Origin of the sequence: Lentzea flava (assembly GCF_014648475.1) — a bacterium.
Taxonomy (GTDB): Bacteria; Actinomycetota; Actinomycetes; order Mycobacteriales; family Pseudonocardiaceae; genus Lentzea; species Lentzea flava.
Map to the genome: position 1 here is coordinate 59,068 of NZ_BMRE01000018.1, position 22,432 is coordinate 81,499.

General features: G+C 68.7%; 23 protein-coding genes. 11 read left to right on the forward strand and 12 right to left on the reverse strand.

What is annotated here, in order from left to right; genetic code table 11:
• Positions 1-2 precede the first annotated feature (2 nt).
• The 3 genes from IEZ09_RS21365 to IEZ09_RS21375 all read left to right on the forward strand — a co-directional run bounded on the left by IEZ09_RS21365 (position 3) and on the right by IEZ09_RS21375 (position 1,839).
• On the forward strand, positions 3-773 hold the full coding sequence (locus IEZ09_RS21365) for a hypothetical protein (protein WP_189255498.1): 771 nt from the start codon (positions 3-5) through the stop codon (positions 771-773).
• Positions 774-824: 51 nt separating this feature from the next.
• On the forward strand, positions 825-1,043 hold the full coding sequence (locus tag IEZ09_RS47940) for a holin (RefSeq protein WP_189255588.1): 219 nt from the start codon (positions 825-827) through the stop codon (positions 1,041-1,043).
• Between the two features lie 67 nt (positions 1,044-1,110).
• On the forward strand, positions 1,111-1,839 hold the full coding sequence (locus IEZ09_RS21375; protein WP_189255499.1) for a hypothetical protein: 729 nt from the start codon (positions 1,111-1,113) through the stop codon (positions 1,837-1,839).
• Positions 1,840-1,925: 86 nt separating this feature from the next.
• On the opposite strand, the gene IEZ09_RS21380 is transcribed toward IEZ09_RS21375, so the two are convergent.
• A complete protein-coding gene (locus tag IEZ09_RS21380) occupies positions 1,926-3,512 on the reverse strand; it encodes a recombinase family protein (protein ID WP_189255500.1) in 1,587 nt (528 codons plus the stop codon).
• A 42-nt stretch (positions 3,513-3,554) separates the two neighbouring features.
• Here IEZ09_RS21380 and IEZ09_RS21385 point away from each other — a divergent pair, with 42 nt between their 5' ends.
• Entirely contained in the window at positions 3,555-4,424 is an 870-nt protein-coding gene (locus tag IEZ09_RS21385; protein ID WP_229812805.1) for an ABC transporter ATP-binding protein, read from the forward strand.
• Between the two features lie 55 nt (positions 4,425-4,479).
• On the opposite strand, the gene IEZ09_RS21390 is transcribed toward IEZ09_RS21385, so the two are convergent.
• Positions 4,480-4,908, reverse strand: coding sequence for an SgcJ/EcaC family oxidoreductase (locus tag IEZ09_RS21390; protein ID WP_189255501.1), 429 nt, complete (start codon positions 4,906-4,908; stop codon positions 4,480-4,482).
• A 91-nt stretch (positions 4,909-4,999) separates the two neighbouring features.
• Here IEZ09_RS21390 and IEZ09_RS21395 point away from each other — a divergent pair, with 91 nt between their 5' ends.
• On the forward strand, positions 5,000-5,413 hold the full coding sequence (locus tag IEZ09_RS21395) for a MarR family winged helix-turn-helix transcriptional regulator (RefSeq protein WP_189255502.1): 414 nt from the start codon (positions 5,000-5,002) through the stop codon (positions 5,411-5,413).
• Between the two features lie 50 nt (positions 5,414-5,463).
• Positions 5,464-6,063, forward strand: a complete 600-nt coding sequence (locus tag IEZ09_RS21400) for a DUF2537 domain-containing protein (RefSeq protein ID WP_189255503.1) — start codon at positions 5,464-5,466, stop codon at positions 6,061-6,063.
• Here the strand turns inward: IEZ09_RS21400 and IEZ09_RS21405 are convergent.
• The gene (locus tag IEZ09_RS21405; RefSeq protein ID WP_189255504.1) at positions 6,060-6,851 is read right to left on the reverse strand and encodes a TrmH family RNA methyltransferase; all 792 of its coding nucleotides are present in this window, start codon (positions 6,849-6,851) and stop codon (positions 6,060-6,062) included. The two genes, IEZ09_RS21400 and IEZ09_RS21405, sit on opposite strands and share 4 nt — an antisense overlap.
• A 208-nt stretch (positions 6,852-7,059) precedes the next feature.
• Here IEZ09_RS21405 and IEZ09_RS21410 point away from each other — a divergent pair, with 208 nt between their 5' ends.
• Positions 7,060-8,556, forward strand: a complete 1,497-nt coding sequence (locus IEZ09_RS21410) for a glutamate-cysteine ligase family protein (protein WP_189255505.1) — start codon at positions 7,060-7,062, stop codon at positions 8,554-8,556.
• A 3-nt stretch (positions 8,557-8,559) separates the two neighbouring features.
• On the opposite strand, the gene IEZ09_RS21415 is transcribed toward IEZ09_RS21410, so the two are convergent.
• Genes IEZ09_RS21415 through IEZ09_RS21430 form a run of 4 tightly spaced genes read right to left on the reverse strand, consistent with a single transcriptional unit; the run spans position 8,560 to position 12,718 of the window.
• Positions 8,560-9,387, reverse strand: a complete 828-nt coding sequence (locus IEZ09_RS21415) for a hypothetical protein (RefSeq protein WP_189255506.1) — start codon at positions 9,385-9,387, stop codon at positions 8,560-8,562.
• Positions 9,384-10,622: a penicillin-binding transpeptidase domain-containing protein gene (locus IEZ09_RS21420; RefSeq protein ID WP_189255507.1), complete on the reverse strand. Its 1,239-nt coding sequence runs from the start codon at positions 10,620-10,622 to the stop codon at positions 9,384-9,386. The genes IEZ09_RS21415 and IEZ09_RS21420 overlap by 4 nt, the downstream gene beginning before the upstream one ends.
• A 36-nt stretch (positions 10,623-10,658) precedes the next feature.
• A complete protein-coding gene (locus tag IEZ09_RS21425; RefSeq protein WP_189255508.1) occupies positions 10,659-11,069 on the reverse strand; it encodes a hypothetical protein in 411 nt (136 codons plus the stop codon).
• Positions 11,066-12,718 (reverse strand): ABC-F family ATP-binding cassette domain-containing protein, encoded by a 1,653-nt coding sequence (locus IEZ09_RS21430; protein WP_229812806.1) that lies wholly within the window; start codon positions 12,716-12,718, stop codon positions 11,066-11,068. The genes IEZ09_RS21425 and IEZ09_RS21430 overlap by 4 nt, the downstream gene beginning before the upstream one ends.
• A gap of 91 nt (positions 12,719-12,809) precedes the next feature.
• Between IEZ09_RS21430 and IEZ09_RS21435 the strand changes: the two genes are divergently transcribed.
• Positions 12,810-13,433: a superoxide dismutase gene (locus tag IEZ09_RS21435; RefSeq protein ID WP_189255510.1), complete on the forward strand. Its 624-nt coding sequence runs from the start codon at positions 12,810-12,812 to the stop codon at positions 13,431-13,433.
• Between the two features lie 127 nt (positions 13,434-13,560).
• Here IEZ09_RS21435 and IEZ09_RS21440 read toward each other — a convergent pair whose 3' ends face one another.
• Entirely contained in the window at positions 13,561-14,325 is a 765-nt protein-coding gene (locus tag IEZ09_RS21440) for an ABC transporter permease (protein ID WP_189255511.1), read from the reverse strand.
• A gap of 3 nt (positions 14,326-14,328) precedes the next feature.
• Positions 14,329-14,592 (reverse strand): DUF2530 domain-containing protein, encoded by a 264-nt coding sequence (locus tag IEZ09_RS21445; protein ID WP_189255512.1) that lies wholly within the window; start codon positions 14,590-14,592, stop codon positions 14,329-14,331.
• Positions 14,593-14,608: 16 nt separating this feature from the next.
• Here IEZ09_RS21445 and IEZ09_RS21450 point away from each other — a divergent pair, with 16 nt between their 5' ends.
• From IEZ09_RS21450 to IEZ09_RS21460, 3 genes are read left to right on the forward strand one after another with little or no spacing between them, the layout of a single operon-like run.
• On the forward strand, positions 14,609-16,042 hold the full coding sequence (locus tag IEZ09_RS21450) for an NCS2 family permease (protein WP_189255513.1): 1,434 nt from the start codon (positions 14,609-14,611) through the stop codon (positions 16,040-16,042).
• Between the two features lie 40 nt (positions 16,043-16,082).
• On the forward strand, positions 16,083-16,508 hold the full coding sequence (locus IEZ09_RS21455) for a MarR family winged helix-turn-helix transcriptional regulator (RefSeq protein ID WP_229812807.1): 426 nt from the start codon (positions 16,083-16,085) through the stop codon (positions 16,506-16,508).
• Positions 16,509-16,566: 58 nt separating this feature from the next.
• Positions 16,567-17,835 (forward strand): MFS transporter, encoded by a 1,269-nt coding sequence (locus IEZ09_RS21460; protein WP_189255515.1) that lies wholly within the window; start codon positions 16,567-16,569, stop codon positions 17,833-17,835.
• Here the strand turns inward: IEZ09_RS21460 and IEZ09_RS21465 are convergent.
• The 3 genes from IEZ09_RS21465 to IEZ09_RS21475 all read right to left on the reverse strand — a co-directional run bounded on the left by IEZ09_RS21465 (position 17,729) and on the right by IEZ09_RS21475 (position 22,376).
• Entirely contained in the window at positions 17,729-18,787 is a 1,059-nt protein-coding gene (locus tag IEZ09_RS21465; protein WP_189255516.1) for an amidohydrolase family protein, read from the reverse strand. The genes IEZ09_RS21460 and IEZ09_RS21465 overlap by 107 nt on opposite strands.
• Positions 18,788-18,876: 89 nt before the next feature.
• Positions 18,877-21,651 carry a sacsin N-terminal ATP-binding-like domain-containing protein gene (locus tag IEZ09_RS21470; protein ID WP_189255517.1) on the reverse strand — a complete coding sequence of 925 codons (2,775 nt, stop codon included), beginning with the start codon at positions 21,649-21,651 and terminating at the stop codon, positions 18,877-18,879.
• Complete coding sequence (locus IEZ09_RS21475; RefSeq protein WP_229812808.1) at positions 21,648-22,376, reverse strand: DUF3027 domain-containing protein; 729 nt, start codon at positions 22,374-22,376, stop codon at positions 21,648-21,650. The genes IEZ09_RS21470 and IEZ09_RS21475 overlap by 4 nt, the downstream gene beginning before the upstream one ends.
• Positions 22,377-22,432 lie beyond the last annotated feature (56 nt).

The window sequence follows — 22,432 nt, forward strand, 5'->3', positions numbered from 1 at the left end:
CCTTGGCCATCAAGCCGATGGAATACGCGGTCCGAGACCGGATCGCGAAGAGCACCGAGTACAACAACGTTGTCGACAACGTCCGCGACCTCGACGCCCGCCTCGGCCCTGTCACCGCGGCTGCGCCTGCGAACGCGCGTCTGAGCGCGCTGGAAGCAAACCAAGGAACGCGGGGAACCAACGGCACGATCTACGCCGAGATCGACGCGCTCAAGGCCAGTCCGCCCGCGGACGCGGTACCGAACACGTGCGCGGACGACACCGCCCTCTACGGCGACACCATCGCGTCCAGGCCACGAAGCGAGTGCTGGTGGGCTGAGCCGGTCAGCAACGGCTACCTCACCATCGCGGCCACTCGATCAACGAAAACCTTCACCGCCACCGATCTGCGCTTCTGCATCCCCGCAGCAGCAGCGGGCAGCGGCACCTTCGATCTCAAGCTGTACACCGGCACGACCCTGGCGAACCTCACCGAAAGAGCCACGGTCTCCGGAGCATCGTGGGTCGCCAGCGCGGGCGTGAAACACGCCGGACTGAGCAACATCAGCATCACCAAGGGGTCCTACGTGGCGGTCGGCTTCCTCTGCACAGGGTTCACCACGAGCCCGAAGTTCTCCTCTACCGCAGTGGGAACCGGCGCGCAGATCTTGATCAGCGAAACCCCTTACAGCGTCTGGAAATCAGGCCAGGCGTTGCCGCTTCCCGGCTCGCTGAACATCACCGATTCGAGCTGGACCAGATCCAACCAACAGTTCTGGTTCGCACTCGCCTGAACACAGGCACCACCACCGCGCGCACAGCGCGCCAACACGAAAGGACACACCATCTTCTCTCTCGCTTACCTCAAGGACCTCGGTGAGCGCACCGTCAGCGCCTTCGCTGGTGGCGTACTCGCCGCCCTCGGCGCGAACGCCGTCGACCTCTTCACCATCGACTTCAAGCAGGCCCTCGGCCTCGGCCTGGGCACCGCGCTCTACACGGTGCTCAAGAGCCTCGCCGCGCGCAACTTCGGTGACCGCGACAGCGCCGCGTTCCTGCGCTGACCCAGAAACACGACAAGGCCCCCACCACTCGGTGGGGGCCTTTTTCTGTTACGCACCAAGGAGAAGATTGAACAAGCTCAAGACGGGAGCGCTACCGCTGATCACCGCCGCGATCGTCGGTCTCCTCATCGGCGCACTTCTGCTCCCATTCGCCGTCCCTGACAACCTCGTCGACCGCGCGATCCGCCTCAACTCCGCAGCCGGCAACCTCAATATCCGATTGCTCACCGCCTCCAGCGCAACCGAAACCCTCGCCGCCTGGTGCCGCGAACACCAGCTCGCCAGCTCCGCCGTCATCACCGCACACCGCGACTCCAACGCGTCGGCACCCCCGACAGCGGACCAGCGCGCACAGCTCGGCATCGGCCCCGACGAGCCCGTGAACTACCGCCGCGTCGAACTACGGTGCGGCGACGTCCTCATGAGCAAGGCTGAGAACTGGTACGTCCCGAGCAGGCTCACCGAGCCCATGCGCCGCCAGCTCACCGACCTCGCCGACAACACCCCGTTCGGAACCGTCATCAAGCCCCTCGCACCCACCAGACGCACCCTCGGCGCAACGCACCTCCTCGCCGTCCTGCCGCCCGCCTGGGAGACCCAGAGCAACGCCACCGTCCGCCGCTACGTCGCCCGCCACGAGGACGCCCTGCGGTACAAGGCAGACCGCCCGCTGTTCCGCCACGAGGCCATCATCATCGGCACCACCACGCCAGCAGACGGCCGACCGGTCGCACTCGTGCATGAGACGTACCAGATGGGCACATTGCGCCACCTTGAGAATCGCCACGGGCGCTAATGGCAGAGAACCCTCCCGGATTCGGGAGGGGTTCTCGTCGTATACAGACTCTGTTGTCGAGAAGTGGCCTGGTCACGTCTGCGAAGTCACGCCGCGTCGGGCCAATCATCAGGGATGAACGTCTCCCATGTGCTTCGATCGTGGATCGTGAAGCGCACACCACGACGAAGCAGGAGACGCCGCTTCTCATCGACCGAAAGCCCCACCCAGGCCTGACGGAACGTCACACCTGTATCGGAGTACTTCCAACCAGACTTGATCTTCGGCTCGCCTTCGAGCTGGTTCTTCCGCATCGTGTATTCGTTGAGTTTCGCAGCGTAGTATTTCGGATCGTTGTCAAACGCACCGTTCTCGCGATCCTCACGAAGACGCTCGATCCGACGTTCGAGGTCCTTCAATTCCTTCTCATTGTCCGACCCCTCCTGCCATTCGCGGGTCTTGATCTGTTGATCGCCCTCACGTTCCAGAAAGGTCTGCTCAACCAGCGATTCGACATCGTCTGCAACCATGCCCACGCCCTGACAGCCTTTCGGCTGAGCATTGCATCGGTAGTACCGATACGTCTTCGCAACCTTTGCCACGGCGCCGTCCTCGCCGAGAATCAACTCCTCATTGGCACCGACGACAACCAGCCCCTCGTTGTCGAATTGCGGATCTCGAAGAACCGTGTTCTTAATCTGATACGCAGACCTATTACATTTGCCGCAGAATACGACTCCAAGCATTGGTGACTTCTGCTTCTTGACCCCCTTCTTACCTTCCCGCTCCTTGATTGCACTCTGGAGCGTTTCCCACTCATGGTCAGTGAAAACCGGGTCGGCAACCCGAAGCCACTTGCCGTCCTTGTCGGCAACCGGCCGCCGCTTCCATCGGTCTTCAGGATCGGTCTCCATCTTATAACCGAGGAGCGTCAGGGAAGTCAGATGCTGCTTAATTCCGTGGCCGTGCCATTTCTCACCCTTGATGGGCTCCGGTGGAATTTGACGTGATCGCCAAAGGTCTTTCGGGGTCAATTCACCACGATCATTGAGCAACCAAGCGAGGTCCTTGAATGTGACATCTTCGTCGTCGATCAACCTATTCCGAAGGTCGTGCGCGAGAAGAACGGAGTACTCGTCAAGAACACGGATACGGCGCTTCTTTCCGGCGACTACGCCCCAGTCTGTCGTGTAGCACCACGGCGGGATTCCGCCGACCCAGGCCTCAGTGTACTTCCGCTTGGCGATGCTGTCCCGGATGCGGGTTCTAATTCGTTCCAGTTCCCGAGCTGGGCCGATCGACTTCACGTGAATAATCGCTCGCCCTTCGGGCGTGTGCATGTCTAGAGTTGGGTCGTCAAGTAGGACAAGAACCTTGTCCCACTCAAGCATCTTGTGGATGAAGGCCATCACGTGCATGTCGTTACGGCTCAGGCGGTCCTGGGTGGTCATCCACAGCTCGTCCCAAGAGCCTCGACGCTCATCCGTCAGCCACTCGCCCAACTCCGGCCTATCGAAGAAGTCGATGTCACCGGACACGGACCGGTCCTCGGCGACGCCAACGATGTTGATGACTTCACCTGCGGCGCGGCGTTCCGCGACACGCGCCATGTGCTTCTCGTGCTGCCGCTCGATCGAGTCGGTCTTGTCGCCCTTGTCGCGGGAGACCCGTTCCCCCAGTAGTACGTTGACCATGCACCGAGGATGACCAGGCCAAACACTGTTTGTCAATCAGCAATGTACGACGAGCTGGCGATGTTCGCGAACGCCTACTCCTCGGCCACGGCCGCGCTGGAGAAGATCTCCGGCGTCCTGGAGGAGGAGCCGTCGGTGCCGGAACCGGCCTCGCCGGTGGCTCTGCCGCACGCTCGGGGCGCCATCCGGTTCGCCGAGGTCGAGTTCTCCTACCCCGGAACGTCCCGGCAGGTGCTCCCGCGCTTCTCGCTGGACGTGCCGGCGGGTCAGACCGTGGCGCTGGTCGGCGCGACCGGTGCCGGCAAGACCACGCTGGCCAAGCTGGTGTCGCGGTTCTACGACCCGTCGTCCGGTTCGGTCCAGCTCGACGGGATCGACCTGCGTTCCGTGGCGGATCCGGACCTGCGCCGGGCCGTCGTGATGGTCACCCAGGAGAACTTCCTGTTCTCCGGCTCGGTGGCGGACAACATCGCGCTGGGCAAGCCGACGGCCACGCGGGCGGAGATCGAGGCCGCGGCCGCCGAGGTGGGTGCGCACGAGTTCATCGCCGCGCTGCCCGACGGCTACGACACGGACGTCCGCAAGCGGGGCGGCCGTTTGTCGGCAGGCCAGCGGCAGATGGTCGCTTTCGCGCGCGCCTTCCTGGCGGATCCGGCGGTACTGGTCCTGGATGAGGCAACATCATCGCTGGACGTGCCCACCGAACGCGCCGTGCAGGCCGCGCTGGAGACAGTGCTGGCCGACCGGACGGCGTTCATCATCGCCCACCGCCTGTCCACGGTCCTGATCGCGGACCGCGTTCTGGTGCTGGATGGTGGCATTGTGGTGGAAGACGGCTCCCCCGAGGAGCTGATCGGTGAGCGGGGCCGGTTCGCGGCTCTGCACACGGCCTGGCGCGACTCGCTCGCCTAGGCCTGTGGTCGCGTTCGCGCCAATGGGGATCTGGCGCGAACGCGACCTCACGAACTCAGGCGGCGGGTCGGATGCCGGGCTGGAACCTGAACGAGATCCTCTCCAGCAGCGAGTGGCGCTTGGTGTTCTGGAACGCCGCGATCTTCCACTCGCCGTTCTGCCGGACGAGCGTGAACGTCTGCACCTTGGCGCCCTTGCTCGGCTTCTTCCCGACGTCACCGCGGGTGGTCAGCACCGCCGTGTCCTCGCCGTAGAACCGCACGTCGACGGCGCCCTCGGTGGTGAGCTTCGTGTCCTTGAGGAAGGTGTCGAACAGGACCTGGTGCGACCTCCCGATGTCCGCGGCGCCGCGGTAGATAGTGCCGACCCACGCCACGTAGGTCGCGTCGTCGGTGAAGCACTGCCCGTACGCCGCTCCGTCGCCCCTGTTCCACGCCTCGGCGAGCTTCGCGAACAACGCCAGGACGCCTGCTTCGTCACTCATGGTTCCCCCTTGCTAAGTTCTCTTCGTCAGAGAAGTCTCTTCCTTCAAGAAGTCTCTTCGTTGAGGAAGAGATTACGAACGAGGCGGTGGGATGTCAACAGACGCGAGCGAGGTCTACCGGCGCTATGTCGGCGCGATGGTTCTGCACGGGCTGCACGCCGCACGGTCGTGCGGTCTGGGCGGCACGGACCTGTACGCGCTGAACCTGCTCGACCTCAACGGCCCGATGACGCCGGGTGAGCTCTCCGCGCAGACGGGGCTGACGACCGGTCCGACGACCCGCCTGATCGACCGCCTGGAGGAGGCGGGGTTCGTGCGGCGCACCCCGTCGCCGGACGACCGGCGCAAGGTGATCGTCGAACTGCTGGCCGAACCCGCGCCGTTGGCAGAGGCCCTGGCGCCCGCGAGGGAGAAGCTCGGCGACATCTTCGCGGGGTACAGCGAAGAGGAGCGCCGGACGTTGTTCGACTACTTCGCGCGAGCAACGGAGGCACTGCGGCCCTGAGCCGTCCGATAGGTTCTGCGGCGAGACTCCGGAAGACCGTAGGAGGGTTCGTGGAGTTGCGAGTCCGGGACGGCCGCGCCGTGCTCGCCGGGGAGGACGAGTCCGGTGAGCGCGAGGTCGACCCGCACAGCCTGCCGCTCGGCGCGGACCTCGCCGAAGCGCTGCACGAGTGGGCCAAGGTGGCCGACGCCGTCGTGCGCACCGAGACACCCGCCGACGGCGTGGCCAGCGCGCTGGTCGCGCGACGGGGCAAGCAGCTGGCAGGCAGACTCGCGGCGGCCATGAACGCCCCGATCACCTACACCGACCCGGTGAGCGGTGAACTCGTCAGCGTCGAGGCCCCGGAAGCGCCGGCCAAGGCGGCTCCCGCGCAGACCGAGGCCGAGGAACCCGAGCCGACGCCGTGGGGCACGGGGCTCGCGGTCAGCTTCATCACCGCGGCGATCGTCACGGTGACCGTGGTGTCGCTGTCGCTGGGCCTCGGCGAGACCAGCAGGTGGCTCGCGCTCATCGCGAACGTGCTGGTCGTCGGCGGGCTCGCGCCGAGCGTGTGGCTGGGCCGCAAGGTGCCGGTGTGGCGCTGGGTCGCCTACGGCGTCGTCACCGGCGTCCTCGTCGCCTGGCTCGCGCTGATCCTCACGCTGCTCTAAAGCAGGGCGTAGAAGGCCACCGCACCGGCGGTGGCCACGTTCAGCGAGTCCACCCCGGACGACATGGGAATCCGCACGGCCAGGTCTGCCGCGGAGATCGCCTCCTCGGTGAGCCCCGGACCTTCGGACCCCAGCAGCACCGCTACCCGACGGCCGCGCAGACCCGCGTCCGCCAGATGCAGCGCGGAGGCCCGCGGCGTCAGTGCGGCAACTGTGAACCCCTTGTGCCGCAACATGTTCAGCGCCGCGGGCCACTGATCCGTGCTAGCGAACGGCACGCGCAGGACGTGGCCCATCGACACCCGGACACTGCGTCGATACAGCGGGTCGCTGCAGCCGGGGCCCAGCACGACGCCGTCCACGCCCAGCGCCGCGGCGTTGCGGAAGATCGAGCCCAGGTTCTCGTGGTCTCCGACGCCCTCCAGGACCGCGAGCCGCTGGGACCGGTCCGCGAGCTCCTCGAACGACACCGCGGGCGCGCGGTCGGCGGCCGCGAGCACTCCCCGGTTCAGGTGAAACCCGACGACCGTCGCCATGACCTCCGCCGACGTCACGTAGGCGGGAACGTCCAGGTCAGACAGGTCGAGCGCCTCGATCCGGCGCCGCACCCCGAGCAGGCCGCGCACCGGATAGGGCGAGGCCAGCAGGCGTTCCACCACCACGACGCCCTCGGCGATGACGAGACCACGTCCTCCCGGCCGGTCCGGCCTGCGATCGGCCGTCGACAGGTCGCGGAAGTCGTCCAGCCGGGGATCGGCAGGGTCGTTGATCTCGATCACCTTCGCCACGCGAGAAGTTTCGCATCTTGCCTGATGTGGAACAGCGAGGTAGTCCGGAGGGCGGAACCGCGCACGCCCGACCAGCGCATGATCGCTGGTTGTTACCTCGACGTGACAGAGAGCACCGATTTGGGCGATGTAAAGGAGGTTTCGGCTGTGTCACGTTGGGCGTTCCGCCTGGCCCGCGCCCACCGGCGCCGAGCGAAGGGGTAGCGGCATGGGAAGCGAAGTGTCCAGCCGCACGTTCACCAGAGACGATCGCCAGCGTTACCGCTCCAAGATGCAGCGCAGCCTGGACGCGTTGGCGACGATGCTCGCAGAAGACACATTTTCCTTTCCCCGTCGGCAGATGGGGCTGGAAATCGAGTTGAACCTCGTCGACGACGCGATGCGCCCGGCGATGGCGAACTCGGAGGTGCTCGAGAAGATCGACGATCCCTCCTACACGCTCGAGCTGGGACAGCAGAACCTGGAGATCAACGTCCCGCCGCGCGAGCTGGCAGGGGGTGAGATGCTTGGCCTGGAAGAGGAACTGCGCACGTCGCTCGACAGCGCCGACTCGAAGGCCCACGACGTGGGCGCCAACCTCGCCATGATCGGAGTGCTCCCCACGTTGCGGGAACGGCACTTCGACAAGAAGTGGCTCTCCGAGAGCCCGAGGTACGCGCTCCTCAACGACACCATCTTCGCCGCACGCGGCGAGGAGATGGTCCTGCACATGGAGGGCCCGGCGATGCCGGGCAAGGGCCCGGAGAAGCTGCACACCTTCGCCGAGTCGATCCTGCCGGAGGCCGCCTGCACGTCGGTGCAGCTGCACCTGCAGGTCGAGCCGACGCACTTCGCCGCGCACTGGAACGCCGCCCAGTGCCTGGCCGGTGTCCAGGTGGCGATCGCCGCGAACTCGGCGTTCCTGCTGGGCAAGGCGCTCTGGCACGAGACCCGCATCCCGTTGTTCCAGCAGGCGACCGACACCCGCCCGGACGAGCTGAAGAACCAGGGCGTCCGCCCGCGGGTCTGGTTCGGTGAACGGTGGATCACGTCGATCTTCGACCTGTTCGAGGAGAACGTGCGCTACTTCCCCAGCCTGCTGCCGGAAACCGACGACGAGGACCCGATCGAGACCCTCGAAGCCGGTGGCGCGCCACGTCTTTCGGAGCTGCGCCTGCACAACGGCACGATCTGGCGCTGGAACCGCCCGGTGTACGACGTCGTCGACGGTGTGCCGCACCTGCGCGTCGAGAACCGGGTCCTGCCCGCGGGCCCGACGGTGCTCGACACCATGGCCAACGCTGCCTTCTTCTACGGCACCCAGCGCGCGCTCACCGCCCAGGAACGTCCACTGTGGACCCAGATGTCGTTCCAGGCGGCCGAGGAGAACCTCTACACCGGTGCCAGGCACGGCATGAACGCCCAGCTGTACTGGCCGGGCATCGGCTGGATCCCACCGGACGAGCTCGTGCTGCGCAGGCTCCTGCCGATGGCGCACGAGGGCCTGCGCGACTGCGGGGTCTCCGACGAGGCCCGCGAACGCTACCTCGGCGTGATCGAGCAGCGCTGCCTCGCGCGGCGCACCGGGTCGTCGTGGCAGCGGGAAACCGTTGCGCTGCTGGAGGAACGCGGCCTGTCGAGGGACGCGGCCCTGACCGGGATGCTCAAGCGGTACATGGAACTGATGCACGCGGGCGAACCCGTGCACACGTGGCACGTCGGCTGAGTCTCAGCCGGCCAGGAACTCCTGAAAGATCACCCCGGGCAGGTCGGCGTCGTCTGCCGCGGCGCCTGCCTGCTCCACCAGCACCGCGACCGCGAGCCGCGGTGTGTACCCGGCCATCCACGCGTGCGTCGGGTGCGAGCTCGGCGCGCAGGCCACGCCCTTGCACACCGGGTTCGCCTGCAGCCGTGCGGTGACCTGGTCCGCGAGTTCCTTGCCGAGCACCGGTTTCGCCTCGCCGGCCGCGAGGTACCGCCGCGCACCGTCCGCGCCGGTGACCTCCGCGACGAGGTGCGGCTCGCACTGCAGACCTCCCGCGGCGAACGTCGCGAAGGTGGCGCTCACCTCCAGCGGTGTCATTCGCGTTTTCACGACGTCCTGCGCGACCACGAGACCCGGCCCCGGTTCCTTCGGCTCCGCCGCCAGATCCGGCACGTGGCTGAAGCCGGACAGGTAGGCCACCACACCACAGGAGGCCGGGTCGATCGCCGTCACCGCCCCGCCCAGACCTCCGCCCCGCGGAGCGACCAGCCGGCCGAGGATCGCGGCGGCGCGGGTCTGCGCCTTCGCGTCGATCGTCGTGTACACCACGGCGCCGTCGCGGACGAGCGAGTCGAACGGCATCGAGTTCGCGGCCAGTTCCGCGAGCACCCGCTTCACGACCTCGCTGCGCGGACCGCCGTCCGTGCTGCTCCACAGCTTGGAGCCGTCCGCGTACCGCAGGACGACGGGCTTCGGCGGCGCGGGCGGCTGGACCGGCGGGGCAGGCCGTTGCCACACCACATAACCGACGACGCCCGCGACCAGCAGGAGCGCGACCAGCGAACGCCTCACCACTGGTTCAGCTTGTCCTTGAACGCCAACCACAGGTCGTTGGGCAGGCCGGAACCCGCGATCACCGCACCCCCGGCGTCCACCGCGGGCGTGGCCGGCCGATCGCTGCCCACGAACACGGCGACGGAGATCTGCGGGGTGTAGGCCACCATCCACGCGTGCGAGACCTGGTCCGGCACCGCCCCGTACTCGCCGTGTCGGCACGCGGCGGCGGGCGCCTGACCGATGCCGCACACGGTGTCCTGGCGCAGCACGTCCGTGATCTGGTTCGCGATGTCCTTGCTGCGCGCGGGATCCTGGTCGAACGCGGGCTTGCCCTCCGGTACCGCCCGGTACAGCGTGGCGCCGTGGACGTCGGTCACGTGCGTGACGAAGTGGGCGTCGTGCTGCGTGCCTTCCGCGGCGAACGTCGCGTAGGCGGCGGCGAGGTCGAGCGGCCGCATCCTGGCCTCGCCGACACCGAGCGACACCGCCGCGTTCGGAGGGCCGCCACCCTCGCCGACGAGCAGGCTCGTCTTCGTGCCGTCGATGTCCACCGACTCCGGCACGCCGGCCTGGCGCGCGGCGGTGACGACCCGCTTGATCCCGACGACGTTGGTCACCAGGTCGAACATCGCGACGTTGCCGGACTTCAACAATGCGTCGCGCACGGTGCAGCGCTCACCGCAGTTCGCCTTGTCGTGGACCGTCACCTGGCCGGGGAACGTCCTCGGCGAGCGTCCGTCGTACGCGCTGTCGAGCGTCTGCCCGTTCTGCAGCGCCGCGACGACGTTGAACGGGTGGAACACCTGGCCCGGTTCCTTCAGCACGCCGCCCGCGTGGTCGACGGCGGGGTCGTTGCCCGGCGCGTAGGCCCGAACGGCACCATTGGCCGGGTCGACGGCGGTGATCGAGTACCGCAACGACGCGGGCTGCGCCGCGGCCTTCTCCCTGATCACGGTCGTCGCGCCGGACTGCGCCTTCGGGTCGATCGTCGTCACCACGACGGCGCCGCCGGACCTGCGGAGCTGGTCGGGCGACAGCGCGGCCTTGACCCCGAGCTCACGCACGATCTGCCGGACGAGCGGTGTCTCCGGCTCGCCGGTGCGCCAGAGCTGTGAGCCGTTGGCGTACTGCAGGACGACGTCCCCGGACGGGGCCGACGGCGGCGGCGCCTCAGGCCGTTGCCACACCACCACCGCGACAACGGCACCGACCAGCACGAGCGCACCCAGAACGGGCAGCAGACGCTTCACAGAAACTCCCCCAGAGCATTTCCCCTGGGGGTCAATCTAGCGGCGGCGGCCGGCCTTCAGGGGCGCAACGTCCGCACCGTCGTGGGAGATCCGGCACTCGTCCGGCGTCACGGCCTCGACGGCCAGCGTCAACTCGCCCTTCACGCCCGTGTAGATGGACTCACCGCGCGAGGCCAGCGACGCGTGCACCCGGTTCGAGTCGGTGAAGTCGCGCTCGTCCTTCACGCGCTTCTTGCCGGCCTCCTCCGGCCGCGTCGCGCTGCGGAGGTTGACCTCCAGCCAGGCCGCGACCTCGGCGGGCGAGGTGAGCACCTCTTCCGGGGTGCGTTCGAGCCGGACCTGCCGAGGGGACGCGTGGTCGAGCGACGTGTGCTCCACGTAGGCGTGCCAGTGGGTGTTGCGCAGTGACCAGGTCTGTTCGACCGGCCAGTCCTCCTCGGTGGTCATGGCCCATATCTTCCACCCTTCACGCGAGGAAACGTGAGGAGGTCACGCACGTTGATCTCGCGATCCACCCGCACGGCCGAAGCGAGCCGCCGATCGTGCGTGACCAGCAACAACGTTCCCTCGTAGGTGTCCAGGGCCTGTTCCAGCTGTTCGATTGCCGGCAAATCGAGATGGTTCGTCGGTTCGTCGAGAACCAGGCACGTCGTGCCGCGGGCTTGCAGCAACGCCAAGCCCGCGCGCGTTCGTTCACCCGGCGAGAGGTCGCGAGCCGGTCGCAGCACGCTGTCCGCGCCGAGCCGGAACTTCGCGAGCAACGTGCGCACGTCGACGTCCTGCAGCCCGGTCGCGTCCGCCACGATCCGCAACGCGGACGCGTCGGAGGCGAACTCGGCGCGGAGCTGGTCGACCTCGCCGACGACCACCCCCGGCCCGATCGAGCGATCGCCCGAGACCAGCGGGATGCGACCGAGGAGCGCGCCGAGCAACGTCGACTTGCCGGAGCCGTTCGGCCCGGTGATCCGCCACCGCTCGCCCGCGCCGATCGTGAGGTCGACCGGTCCCAGCGTCACGTCACCGCGGCTGATCACGGCCTGCCGCAACGTGAACGCCACCGAGCTGCCCCGCCCCGCCGACGGCAGGGTGAGCCGCAGCTGCCACGGCTCGCGCGGCTCCTCGACCTCCTCCAGCCTGGCCAGCTGACGGTCCACAACGGACGCTTTGGCCATCAGGTTCTCGGCGGCCTGCCTGCGGCCCGCACGCACGTTCTTGTCCGGTTCGTCGTTGCGCGCCTTGACACTTCCTGCCCGCCGCACGCCCTGCCGCGACCACTCCTTCACCTGCCGGCTGCGCTGCACGAGCGAGTCGCGCTTCGCCGCGTAGGCCTCGTACTCCTCCTGCGCACGGCGGTCCGCGTTCAGCTTCTCGTCGACGTAGGCGTCCCACCCGCCACCGAAAACGGTCACCTTGTGGGAGAACTCGTCGAGCTCGGCGATCGCGGTCGTGGTGCGCGCCAGGAACTCCCGGTCGTGGCTCACCAGCACGATCGCGCCCGGATACCCCCGCACGTGGGCTTCCAGCAGATCGAGGCCTCCTGCGTCGAGGTCGTTCGTGGGCTCGTCCAGCAGCAGCACGTCCGCGCGGGTGAGCAGGACGGCGGCCAGCCGCAGCCGTGCCTGCTGACCGCCCGACAGCTCGTCCGGCGAGCGGCCGTCCAGCAGATCAGCCGGCAGGCCGAGGCGGTCGCAGACCGCGTCCGCGCGTTCGCCGAAGTCACCGGCACCGATCGCGGTCCAGTGGTCGAGCGCCTCCGGGTAGTCCTCGCCGCCGCCCTCGCCGAGTGCTTCGGCGGAGCGCTGCAGCCACTCCTCGGCCTGCGCGACGCCGGTGCGGCGGGCGAGGTGGTCGCGGAGCGACTCGCCGGCTCGGTGGTGGGTCTCCTGCGTCAGGTGCGCGACGGTTCCGGTGGCTGAGACAGATCCGGTCTCGGGTCGCAGCTCTCCGGACAGCAACCGGAGCAACGTGGACTTGCCGACGCCGTTGGGCGCGATCAGACCGACGCGGTCACCAGGCGAAACATCGAAATCGACCTCCGAGATCACGGTCCTCGGACCGAACGACAGCGAAATGTTCCTGGCTGTCAGCACGGACACGCTTTCGACGCTACGTGCCTCCGCAACTGGTTTACTCGGCCTTGTTGCTAGTAAGTTGCAAGTACCAAGCGATTGCAATTGGGGAGATGTCATGGCCCAGTACGTGCTGCCGGATCTCGACTACGACTACGGCGACCTGGAGCCGGCGATCATCGGCGAGATCAACGAGCTGCACCACGGCAAGCACCACGCGGCGTACGTGAAGGGCGCGAACGACACGCTGGAGCAGATCGAGGAGGCCCGCGAGAAGGAGGCCTTCGGCTCGATCGTCGGCCTGGAGACCACGCTGGCGTTCCACCTGGCCGGCCACGCGCTGCACCAGGTGTGGTGGAAGAACCTCAGCCCGAACGGTGGCGACAAGCCGGTCGGCGAGCTCGCGGCGGCCATCGACGAGCACTTCGGTTCGTTCGACAAGTTCCGCGCCCAGCTCAACGCGGCCGCGTCGAGCATCCAGGGTTCCGGCTGGGGCATCCTCGCGTGGGAGCCGGTCGGCCAGAAGCTGATCACGCAGCAGCTCAAGGACCACCACTCGAACCTGTCGATCGCGACCACGCCGCTGCTCGCGTTCGACATCTGGGAGCACGCGTACTACCTGCAGTACCGCAACCTGAAGGCCGACTACATCTCGGCGCTGTGGAACGTCGTCAACTGGGAGGACGTCTCCGCGCGCTTCGAGGCCGCCCGCGCGGGGAAGAACGGCCTGCAGCTGGGCTGATCTTCGGCGGTGGATGCTCCGACACAGCTTCCCGCCCGCCGAACACGACGAGGCCCCCGCTCTGCCCAGAGCGGGGGCCTCGTCCGTTCCCGAACTGACTGCCGCTCCCACCACGAAGCGACGCGACTTAGGTTAGCCTAACTTCGCCTTCTTGGGAAGCCCGTCGGAGAAGACCCCTCGCGACCAGCTCGACCACGGTGGCGACCGCGGCCACCTCGACCGCGAGCAACGCGAGCAGGACCACGAGTTGTAGTGCCCCGGCCTGCCACACGGGAGCCCCTCCGAGCAGCATTCCCACAAATGCACCCGGAAGAGTGACAAGACCGACGGTCCTGGTCTGGTCGAGCGGCGGCAGCAACGCCTCGGCGGCGGGGTACCGGATGATCAACCTCGCCGCGGCCGGTTCCAGGAACCCCAGCGCGAGCGCGGCCTCGTACTCGCCGTGACGGTCCCGGAGGGCGTCGAGTGCCCTTCTCGTCGAGAGCGTCGTCGCGGTCATAGCGCCGCCGATGAGGATGCCGCCCACCGGGATCAGGGCGATGCCCTCGACCGGCAGGAGCCCGATGAGGATCAGCAACGCCAGCGCGGGCACCGTGCCGATCAGAATCGCCACCGCCACCCAGATGCCGCGTCTGCCGGTCCTGGTGCGCGCCGCCGACGTCGCCGTGGCGACCACGGCCATCACGACCAGGAACACGCCGACGAGGCCGAGGTGCCGCAGCACGAACGTGATCACCGCGCTGACCGCGGCGAGCTGGAGGACGGCGCGAGCGGCGGCGGAGAGGAACGGCTTCGGGGTGGTGAGACCCGTAGCCCAGGCGATCGCTCCGGCGGCGACCGTGAAGACGACGCAGACGATCAGCAGCCGGACCCAGTCGGTGACGGCGATCATGAACTACACGTCTTCGAGACCCTGTTGCGCAGTTCGTGATCCTCGCCTCGCGGCCCGGCGTTGCCAGTAGAACACTCCGTACCCGATGATCCCGAGCAGACCGCCGGACAGAGTCGTCCAGAGCAGCGTGCCGTTCGAGCGATCCACCACGAGTACCACGAGAAACCCGAGGAACCACAGCGCGGTTCCACCGACGACGACCGGCACGGGGTCGGCCAGCCGGTGCGGCAGCGGCGGCGGATGCGGGGCGGAGTCGCGTTCGGACACATCGTTAGGAGACCAGATGCTGGACGGGTTCTTCAAGATTTCGGAGCGCGGGTCGACCGTGGCTCGCGAACTGCGTGGCGGCGTCGTCACGTTCTTCACGATGGCCTACATCGTGGTGCTCAACCCGCTGATCATCGGCAGCTTCGCCCCGACGGGACCGGGCGCGCACCCGGACGTCCTCGGCAACATCCTGCCCGTCGGCCAGGTCGCCGCGGTCACCGCGCTGGTGGCCGGCGTGATGACCATCCTCTTCGGACTCGTCGCCAACTACCCGTTCGCGCTGGCGACCGGTCTCGGCATCAACTCCTTCGTGGCGGTCTCCGTCGCGGCCAAGGTGTCGTGGCCGGAGGCGATGGGCCTGATCCTCGTCAACGGCCTGGTCGTCCTCCTCCTGGTGCTCACGGGCGTGCGGACCGCGGTGTTCAACGCGGTGCCGAACGAGCTCAAAGCCGCGATCGCGGTCGGCATCGGCCTGTTCATCACGTTCATCGGCCTGGTCGACGCGGGCTTCGTGCGCCGCCTGCCGGACGCCGCCAACACCACCGTGCCGGTCGGCCTGGGCATCAACGGCTCCATCGCGAGCTGGCCGACGCTGGTCTTCGTGGTCGGGCTCGTCGTCACCGGCGTGCTGTTCGCCCGCAGGGTCAAGGGCGCGATCCTGATCGGCATCGTCGCCACCGCGATCTTCGCGATCGTCCTCGAGGCCATCGTCAAGGCCGGTCCGTCGGCGGGCACCAACGCCAAGGGCTGGAACCTCGGCTACCCGGCACTGCCGGACAAGATCTTCGACGTGCCGGACCTGTCGCTGCTCGGCGACGTGTCGTTCGGCGCCTGGACGCGGCTCCCCGCGCTGGCGGCCGCACTGATCGTCTTCACGCTGGTGCTCACCGACTTCTTCGACACCGTCGGCACGATGACCGGCCTCGGCAAGGAAGCGGACCTCATCGACAAGGACGGCCAGCTGCCGGGCGTCAGCAAGGCCCTGTTCGTCGACGGCCTCGGCGCCGTCGCCGGTGGTGCCGCGTCCAGCTCGTCGAACACCGTCTACATCGAGTCGGCGTCCGGCATCGCGGAGGGCGCCCGCACGGGTCTCGCGAACGTCGTGACCGGTGTGCTCTTCCTGCTGGCGATGTTCTTCACGCCGCTCTACGAGATCGTCCCGATCGAGGCGGCCGCCCCGGCGCTGGTGATCGTCGGCGCGCTGATGATGATGCAGATCCGCGAGATCGACTTCACCGACTTCACGGTGGCGCTGCCCGCGTTCCTCACCATCGTCGTCATGCCGTTCACCTACTCCATCGCGAACGGCATCGGCGCGGGCTTCGTGAGTTTCGTGCTGCTGAGGGCTCTGACCGGCAAGGCCCGCGGCGTCCACCCGCTGATGTGGATCGTGGCCGCAGCCTTTGTCGTCTACTTCGCGCTGGGACCGATCCAGAGCCTGCTCACCTGACCTTTCGGCAGGAAACTATTTCGTGAGGTATGCTAACTACGTGGCGACCGAACAGCACGGACTGGCGAGCAAGCTCAGGCTTGCCGTCGTCCGCCTCAACCGTCGCCTGCGGGCACAGCGCACCAACTCGTCGGTGTCGCTCACGCAGGTGTCCGCGCTGTCCACACTGCACAAGTGCGGACCGCTGACCCCGGGCGAACTGGCGGCCAAGGAAGGCGTGCAACCGCCGTCGATGACGCGCGTGATCGCCGCCCTGGAGGAGTTCGGCTTCGCGACGCGCAGCCCTCACCCGACCGACGGCCGTCAAGCCATCGTCGAGCTGACCGGCGAAGGCTTGTCGTACCTGGAAGACGAGATCACCGCGCGCGAGGCGTGGCTGGACAAGCGGCTGGCGGAGCTGGAACCCGAGGAACGGGAACTGCTCTCCCAGGCCGCCGAGATCATCGACAGGATGGCGGGGCAGTAACGACGTGGCCGGGTACGCGGGTGGTGGAGCGGACACTTCGCCACCTCGCCGTACCGGAATGTTCGGATCGTTAGGTATCTACAACTATCGCCTCTACGCCTCCGGGCAGATCATCTCGCTCGTCGGCGTCTGGATGCAGCGGGTGGCCCAGGACTGGCTCGTCCTGGAGCTCACCAACGGCTCCCCCGTCGCACTGGGCTTCGCGGCGTCGCTGCAGTTCCTGCCGGTGTTGCTGCTGTCGATGTGGGGCGGCGTGCTCGCCGACCGCATGGACAAGCGCAAGCTGTTGCTGTGGCTCGAATCCGCGCTGGGCGTCTGCGCACTGGCGCTGGGCCTGCTCGACGTCACCGGCGTCGTCCAGCTCTGGCACGTCTTCGTGCTCTGCTTCCTGCTCGGCTGCTTCTCGGCCGTGGAAACGCCGGTGCGCCAGTCGTTCGTCGTCGAGATGGTCGGCCGCGAGTCCCTGACGAACGCCGTGGCGATCAACTCGATGATGTTCAACCTCGCCCGCATCGTCGGCCCGGCCATCGCGGGCGTGACCATCGTGGCCATCGGCACCGGCTGGGTGTTCCTGGCCAACGCCATCAGCTTCGTGGGCGTGGTCGGCGGCATCTGGCTGATGCGCACGTCGCAACTCCTGCGCTCCGACCCCGTGCCACGGGAGAAGGGCCAGCTGCTCTCCGGCCTCCGGTACGTGCGGCACCGGCCGGACCTGCTGGCCGTGATGCTGCTGGTGTTCTTCATCTCCACGTTCGGCATGAACTTCTACATGACGCTGGCGATCATGGCCCGCAACGTCTTCGGCGGCGACGCCGACGCGTACGGCCTGCTGTCGACGTTGATCGCGGTCGGCACCTTCGCGGGCGCCACGCTGGCGACCAGGCGCAAGAAACCCAGGATGACCGTGTTCATCGGCTCCGGTCTGGTGTTCGGCCTGCTGGAGATCGTGTCGGGGGTGATGCCGACGATGCTCCTGACGGGACTGATGATGATCCCGGTGGGCGTCGCGATGATGACCTTCAACACCACCGCGAACGCGACCGTCCAGCTGGCCGTGGAACCCGAGATGCGCGGCCGGGTCATGGGCATCTACATGCTGGTGTTCCTGGGCGGAAACCCCGTCGGCGGCCCGCTGATGGGCTGGCTGGGCGAGATCAACGGCCGCGCGCCGATCATCGTCGGCGGCGCGGTGTCGATGCTCGTGACGATCACCGCGTGGATCATCCTGCGGAAGCGCGGCGACATCCCGCCGCTGGGGAGGAAGCCGGCCGACGAGTCAGCCGCTCCCAGTTCCCCGACCCGATCGCAGCCTTCTCTTCATCGCTGAACGGCGCGCGTTCGAGGAACGCCCTGGCCGTGCCTCCGCTCGTGTCCAGGTAGGGGAAGCCACCGGGCCGCGTGCCGAACGTGTACGGGTAGTCGGTCGAGTAGAGCATCCGGTCCGTGCCGACGACTTCCGCGGTCCACCGCAGATAGCGGTCGCTGACCGTGCCGCTGCCGGCGATCCAGAAGTTCTGCCGGAAGTAGTCGGCCAACGGCTGGCGCAGCCCGGCCATCTCCTCCAGAAAGCCGACGTGGTCGAGGTAGAACAACACGACCTCACCCCAGTGCCCCGCGATCACCTGCAGTTCGGGGTGCCGGTCGAACACGCCGGAGAAGATCATCCGCAGGTACTGCACGCCGAGGTCGTAGTACCACCCCAGCCCCGCGGTGGCCAGCACCGGTCCAAGGCCGCCCGGCAGCCCGGAGTAGTACGCCTCCTGCACCGCCGCCACCGGGGCCTGCGGGTGGAAGTGCAGCGGAACGCCGAGCCGCGCGGCCGCGCCGTAGAGCTCGTCGAACTCCGGCGCGTCGGCCAGCCTGTCGCCGGTCCGCCCGTACAACATGGCACCGCGAAAGCCGAGCTGTCCGATGGCCCGCTCCAGCTCCGCCACGGCAGCGTCCGGTGACGCGGTCGGGATGGCCGCGAACGCCTGGAACCGGTCCGGGTGAGCCGCGACGATCTCGGCGAGCGCGTCGTTGGCCTCCCGCGCCACCCGCACGGCCTCCGCTGCCGGGAGGTTCTGCACGCCCGGACTGGACAGCGACAACACCGCGACGTCGAGGCCCTGGTCGTCCATGTCGGCCAGGCGCCCCTCACCGACGTCGCGCAGCCGCCGCGTGACCGGGTGGTCGTCCGGGTAGCGGTGCGGCTGCAACCCCGCCTTCGCCCACGCGTCCCGCACGACCGGAAGCAGCACGTGCTCTTCGAGCCCGATGATGCGCAGTTTCTCCACCATGTCCCCCGCACTCGCGTTATCGCCGATACGCGACCAACGTTAGCACGGATATTAGCGGTGGAAACGAGGCTTTGTTAGCCCCGATAACGTCAGCCCAGCAGGGTCGCCGCCGTCGGGTCGGTGATCAGCGCGGCGAACGTGTGCCGGTCCTCCCAGCGCTGGGTCACCCACGCGAGTGCACGCGCCAGACCCTCCGGGGTGTCCGCGGCGTGCGGCACGCCGTCGGCCATCCACCACTCGACGCGGTGACCGTCGACGAGAAGCTGGTCGTGCACGACGACAACACCGTCGGGCAGCGCGACCTCCAGCAGCTCGCACGCCATCCGCACCGCGCCGAGGTCGTGCCACTGCACCACTTCGCCCACGTGGTCCGGCGAGCCGTCGAACTCCTCCGAGGCGAGGGCCAGGTCGAGCAGGTCGGCCAGTTCCTCGGAGCCGTCGGCGAGCAGCACCCGAGACGGGGGCGCGACTCCCAGCAGCCACGGGTGGTCGAGCACCACGACGTCGTCCGCGGCCACGACCTCACCGGACAGCACCCGCACCCGCTCGGGCGGCGCGAAGTCCCCTTCCGGCAGCGCCTCGTACGCGCGCAGCACGACGGCGTCCGCGATGGCCCGCTCCGGATCCCCGAGCCGTTCCAGGACGAACTCGGCATCGTCGTCGTCGAAGATCTCCAGGCGGGAGCGGACGCCGGCGGCACGCAGGACGTGCTCGGGAAGCTCCAGGTCGGGAACGGCGTCGAAGAGCCCCTCCAGCAACGTGGCGTCGGCCAGCCGGTACTCGCGCGGCGCCTTGCCCGCGAGCGACGCGTGCCGGGCGATCCACCAGCCGGTGTAGCCGTCGGGCTCGGTCACCGCCCGCCAGGTCACGGGATCGGACGCCAGCAACCGCAGCGCGGCGGGCCAGTCGGCGACGAGGTCCAGGTCGCGGACGGCCACCACGCGGCGAGGCTCGTCCGGCATCGACGACCACCACGCGGACTCGTCCGGCAGGTCGTGGTCGGGCCCGGCCGGCTCCTCGTCGACGACCAGGGAGAAACCGTCGACCACGCCGACGGCGATGAGCGCCGCACGCGGGTAGGCGTCGGCGATCTCCTTGGACAGCAACGGGAACGCGTCCGCCTCGACCACGCCGACCAACGGCGAGTCGGGCAGCAGCAGCTCGTCGGCGCGGTGCCACTCACCGGAAGCGTCGGGCAACGCCAGCGCGCCGAGCCACGGTTCCTCACCCGCGCGCAGTGCCGCGCGGTCGACCAGGCGCAGCACCGTCTCGATCAGGTCGTCGCCGTCGAGCCCTGCTTCGGCGTCCTCCAGCGACCGGGCGACGTCCTCCCGCAACGAGGGATCGGCCAGCAGCTCGGACGCACCGGCCTCGACCGCGCCCAGCCGGACCAGCAACGGGTGCACGGCGTCGGGGTGCACGACCCGCAGCCCCGGCAACGGCTCGTCGGCGATCAACGTCGTCCGCGGTCCGGTGACGGTGCGGCCGTCGGCGAGCGGCACCGGCAACGACTGCAGGGCCTCGCGGACGTCCGGGTCGACCTCGGCCAGCGGCTCGAAAGCGGCGTAGACGTCTCGCCACCAGCCGGGATCACCGTCGACGCCGGCCAGCGCGGCGACGACCTCCGCGGTGGAGACCCTCGGAACTTCCAGCGCTGCCAACGCCTTCGCGTGCACCGGCGCGGACAGCTCGGCGTCCAGCAGCCCCGGCAGCGCGTCCTCGACCAGCTCGACGAGCTCCTCGGAACCGACGTCCAGCACCCGAGCCCGCGACGGCGCGATCCACTCGCCGGACGCGAGCGGCAGCCACGAGGCGGCGCGCAGCTCGCGGAGCACCGCGGTGCGCAGCCGATCGTCCACTTCGGACAGCGGGAAGCCCGGCAGCGGCACCAGCGCGGTGCGTTCGACGGCGGGCACCCGCGCCACCAGTGCCGGGTACACCGCGGCGGCGGCGTCGAGCACCGACCACGCGGCGGCGCCCGGCAGGACCCGGCGGCGCGACGGCTCGACCGGCACGGTCGCGATCAGGCGGGCGGGCAGGGACAGCCGCTCGTCGGTCGGGGTCGGCGCGTGCAGCACGTCCTCACCGAGCTCGGAGTCCAGCGGGTACGCCCACGTGACCGTCCACTCAGGACGGTGCTCGACGCCCTGGACGAGCTCGGCGGGCAGGTGACCGGAAGCCTGCTCGACCAGCCAGCGGGTCGAGCCGATGGTGACCACGCCGTCGGCGGTGACGAACCGTTCCCACGCACGGGAACCGAGCTCGATGCGGCGCAGCCCCGGCAGCGCCATGAGGAGGTCGGGCACCTCGTCGGCCAGGTCGTCCAGCGAGAGGTCGACCTTCAGCGGCAGCCGGACCTCGGTCGTGAAGCCCTCCGGCACCTGCTCGTCGCAGGGCCACACCAGGCGCAGCACCGGCACGTCGCCACCGCGTTCCGAGGCCAGCTCAGGCACCTCGGCGCGGGTCCGTGCGGCGGAGAACTCCACGCCACCGGACGTGGAGATCACCCGCGGCGCGTCGGTGACGGCCAGCACGGCCGCGAACCCGACACCGAACTGGCCGACGCCGGACTCCTTGGCAGAGGCCCGCAGCGAGGCCAGCGCGGCGACACCGGCGGCGGTCAGCGGCGCGCCGGTGTTGGCGGCCCGCAGCTCGCCGTCGGACAGGGTGATCCGCAGCACACCCGGCTCGGCACCGGCCGCGTCGGCGGCGTTCTGGGCGAGCTCGACGAGCAGGCGGTCCCGGTAGCCACCGAGACGAAGATCTTCTTCAGCGTTCGCGTCTTCGCGGAACCGGGTGGGCGATCCGCGCCACGCGGCGAGGACCGAGGTGCGCAGGGCCTCGGTGCCGAACGGGTCGGTCACTCCGAGACGTCCAGCTGCGCGTCGTCGTACACGAGATCGGCGACCGGGACGATCGAGCCCATCTCGACCTCGGCCTGGGAGTGCGCGCCGCAGCCGTACTCGACGTGCACGACGTGGCCGTCCGCGGGCGAGATCTCGTTCGCGCACACGCCGAACGCGGCACCGAACGCACCGGCCACGCGGGTGTAGAAGCCGCACGTGCCGCAGTGCGCGGGGGCGCTGCGGGCCATGTCGGACTTCGGCCCGAAGTCGGAGGAGTACCACCGTTCCGCGGCGTCGAGGCGACCCTCGCGGGACAGCACGCGCGTGCGGCCGAGGCCGATCTCCAGCGCGACCTCCTCGACGGCGGGGTCGTCGGACTGCACGTAGGCCTCGACCAGGCGCGGGTCGTCCTCGCGGGGCGGCAGCAGGTCGCCGACACCGAGGTCGCCGGCGCGGACCCGCTCGCTCCACGGCACCCACTCGGGCGCGACGAGAGCGTCCTTGCCAGGCAGCAGCACGACCTCGCTGACCGACACCGGCGTGCCCTCGCCCGCGTAGGCGACCGTCACGGCCCAGTTCCAGCCGCGGTACCCCGCGTGCTCGGCCTCGAACAGGTGCGTCACCGAGAACTCGTCCTCGGCCTGCACCCCGACATGAGCGCCGACGCGTTCCAACCCGGCTTCCTCCTGCGCGGCGGCGCGGGCGAGGTCAACGGCGTCGGCGAGCAGTTGCGTGGCGTTCACGTGGTGAATTGTGCCGCAGGTCTTCGCCGGGACGAAAACTCGTGCCACCCTCCGTG

Coding starts and splice junctions, on each gene's coding strand:
- IEZ09_RS21460 (WP_189255515.1), top strand. CDS start 16,567: ATGTTCGGATCGTTAGGTATCTACAACTATCGCCTCTACGCCTCCGGG.
- IEZ09_RS21435 (WP_189255510.1), top strand. CDS start 12,810: ATGGCCCAGTACGTGCTGCCGGATCTCGACTACGACTACGGCGACCTG.
- IEZ09_RS21380 (WP_189255500.1), bottom strand. CDS start 3,512: ATGGTCAACGTACTACTGGGGGAACGGGTCTCCCGCGACAAGGGCGAC.
- IEZ09_RS21395 (WP_189255502.1), top strand. CDS start 5,000: ATGTCAACAGACGCGAGCGAGGTCTACCGGCGCTATGTCGGCGCGATG.
- IEZ09_RS21410 (WP_189255505.1), top strand. CDS start 7,060: ATGGGAAGCGAAGTGTCCAGCCGCACGTTCACCAGAGACGATCGCCAG.
- IEZ09_RS21385 (WP_229812805.1), top strand. CDS start 3,555: ATGTACGACGAGCTGGCGATGTTCGCGAACGCCTACTCCTCGGCCACG.
- IEZ09_RS21465 (WP_189255516.1), bottom strand. CDS start 18,787: ATGGTGGAGAAACTGCGCATCATCGGGCTCGAAGAGCACGTGCTGCTT.
- IEZ09_RS21425 (WP_189255508.1), bottom strand. CDS start 11,069: ATGACCACCGAGGAGGACTGGCCGGTCGAACAGACCTGGTCACTGCGC.
- IEZ09_RS21390 (WP_189255501.1), bottom strand. CDS start 4,908: ATGAGTGACGAAGCAGGCGTCCTGGCGTTGTTCGCGAAGCTCGCCGAG.
- IEZ09_RS21450 (WP_189255513.1), top strand. CDS start 14,609: ATGCTGGACGGGTTCTTCAAGATTTCGGAGCGCGGGTCGACCGTGGCT.
- IEZ09_RS21440 (WP_189255511.1), bottom strand. CDS start 14,325: ATGATCGCCGTCACCGACTGGGTCCGGCTGCTGATCGTCTGCGTCGTC.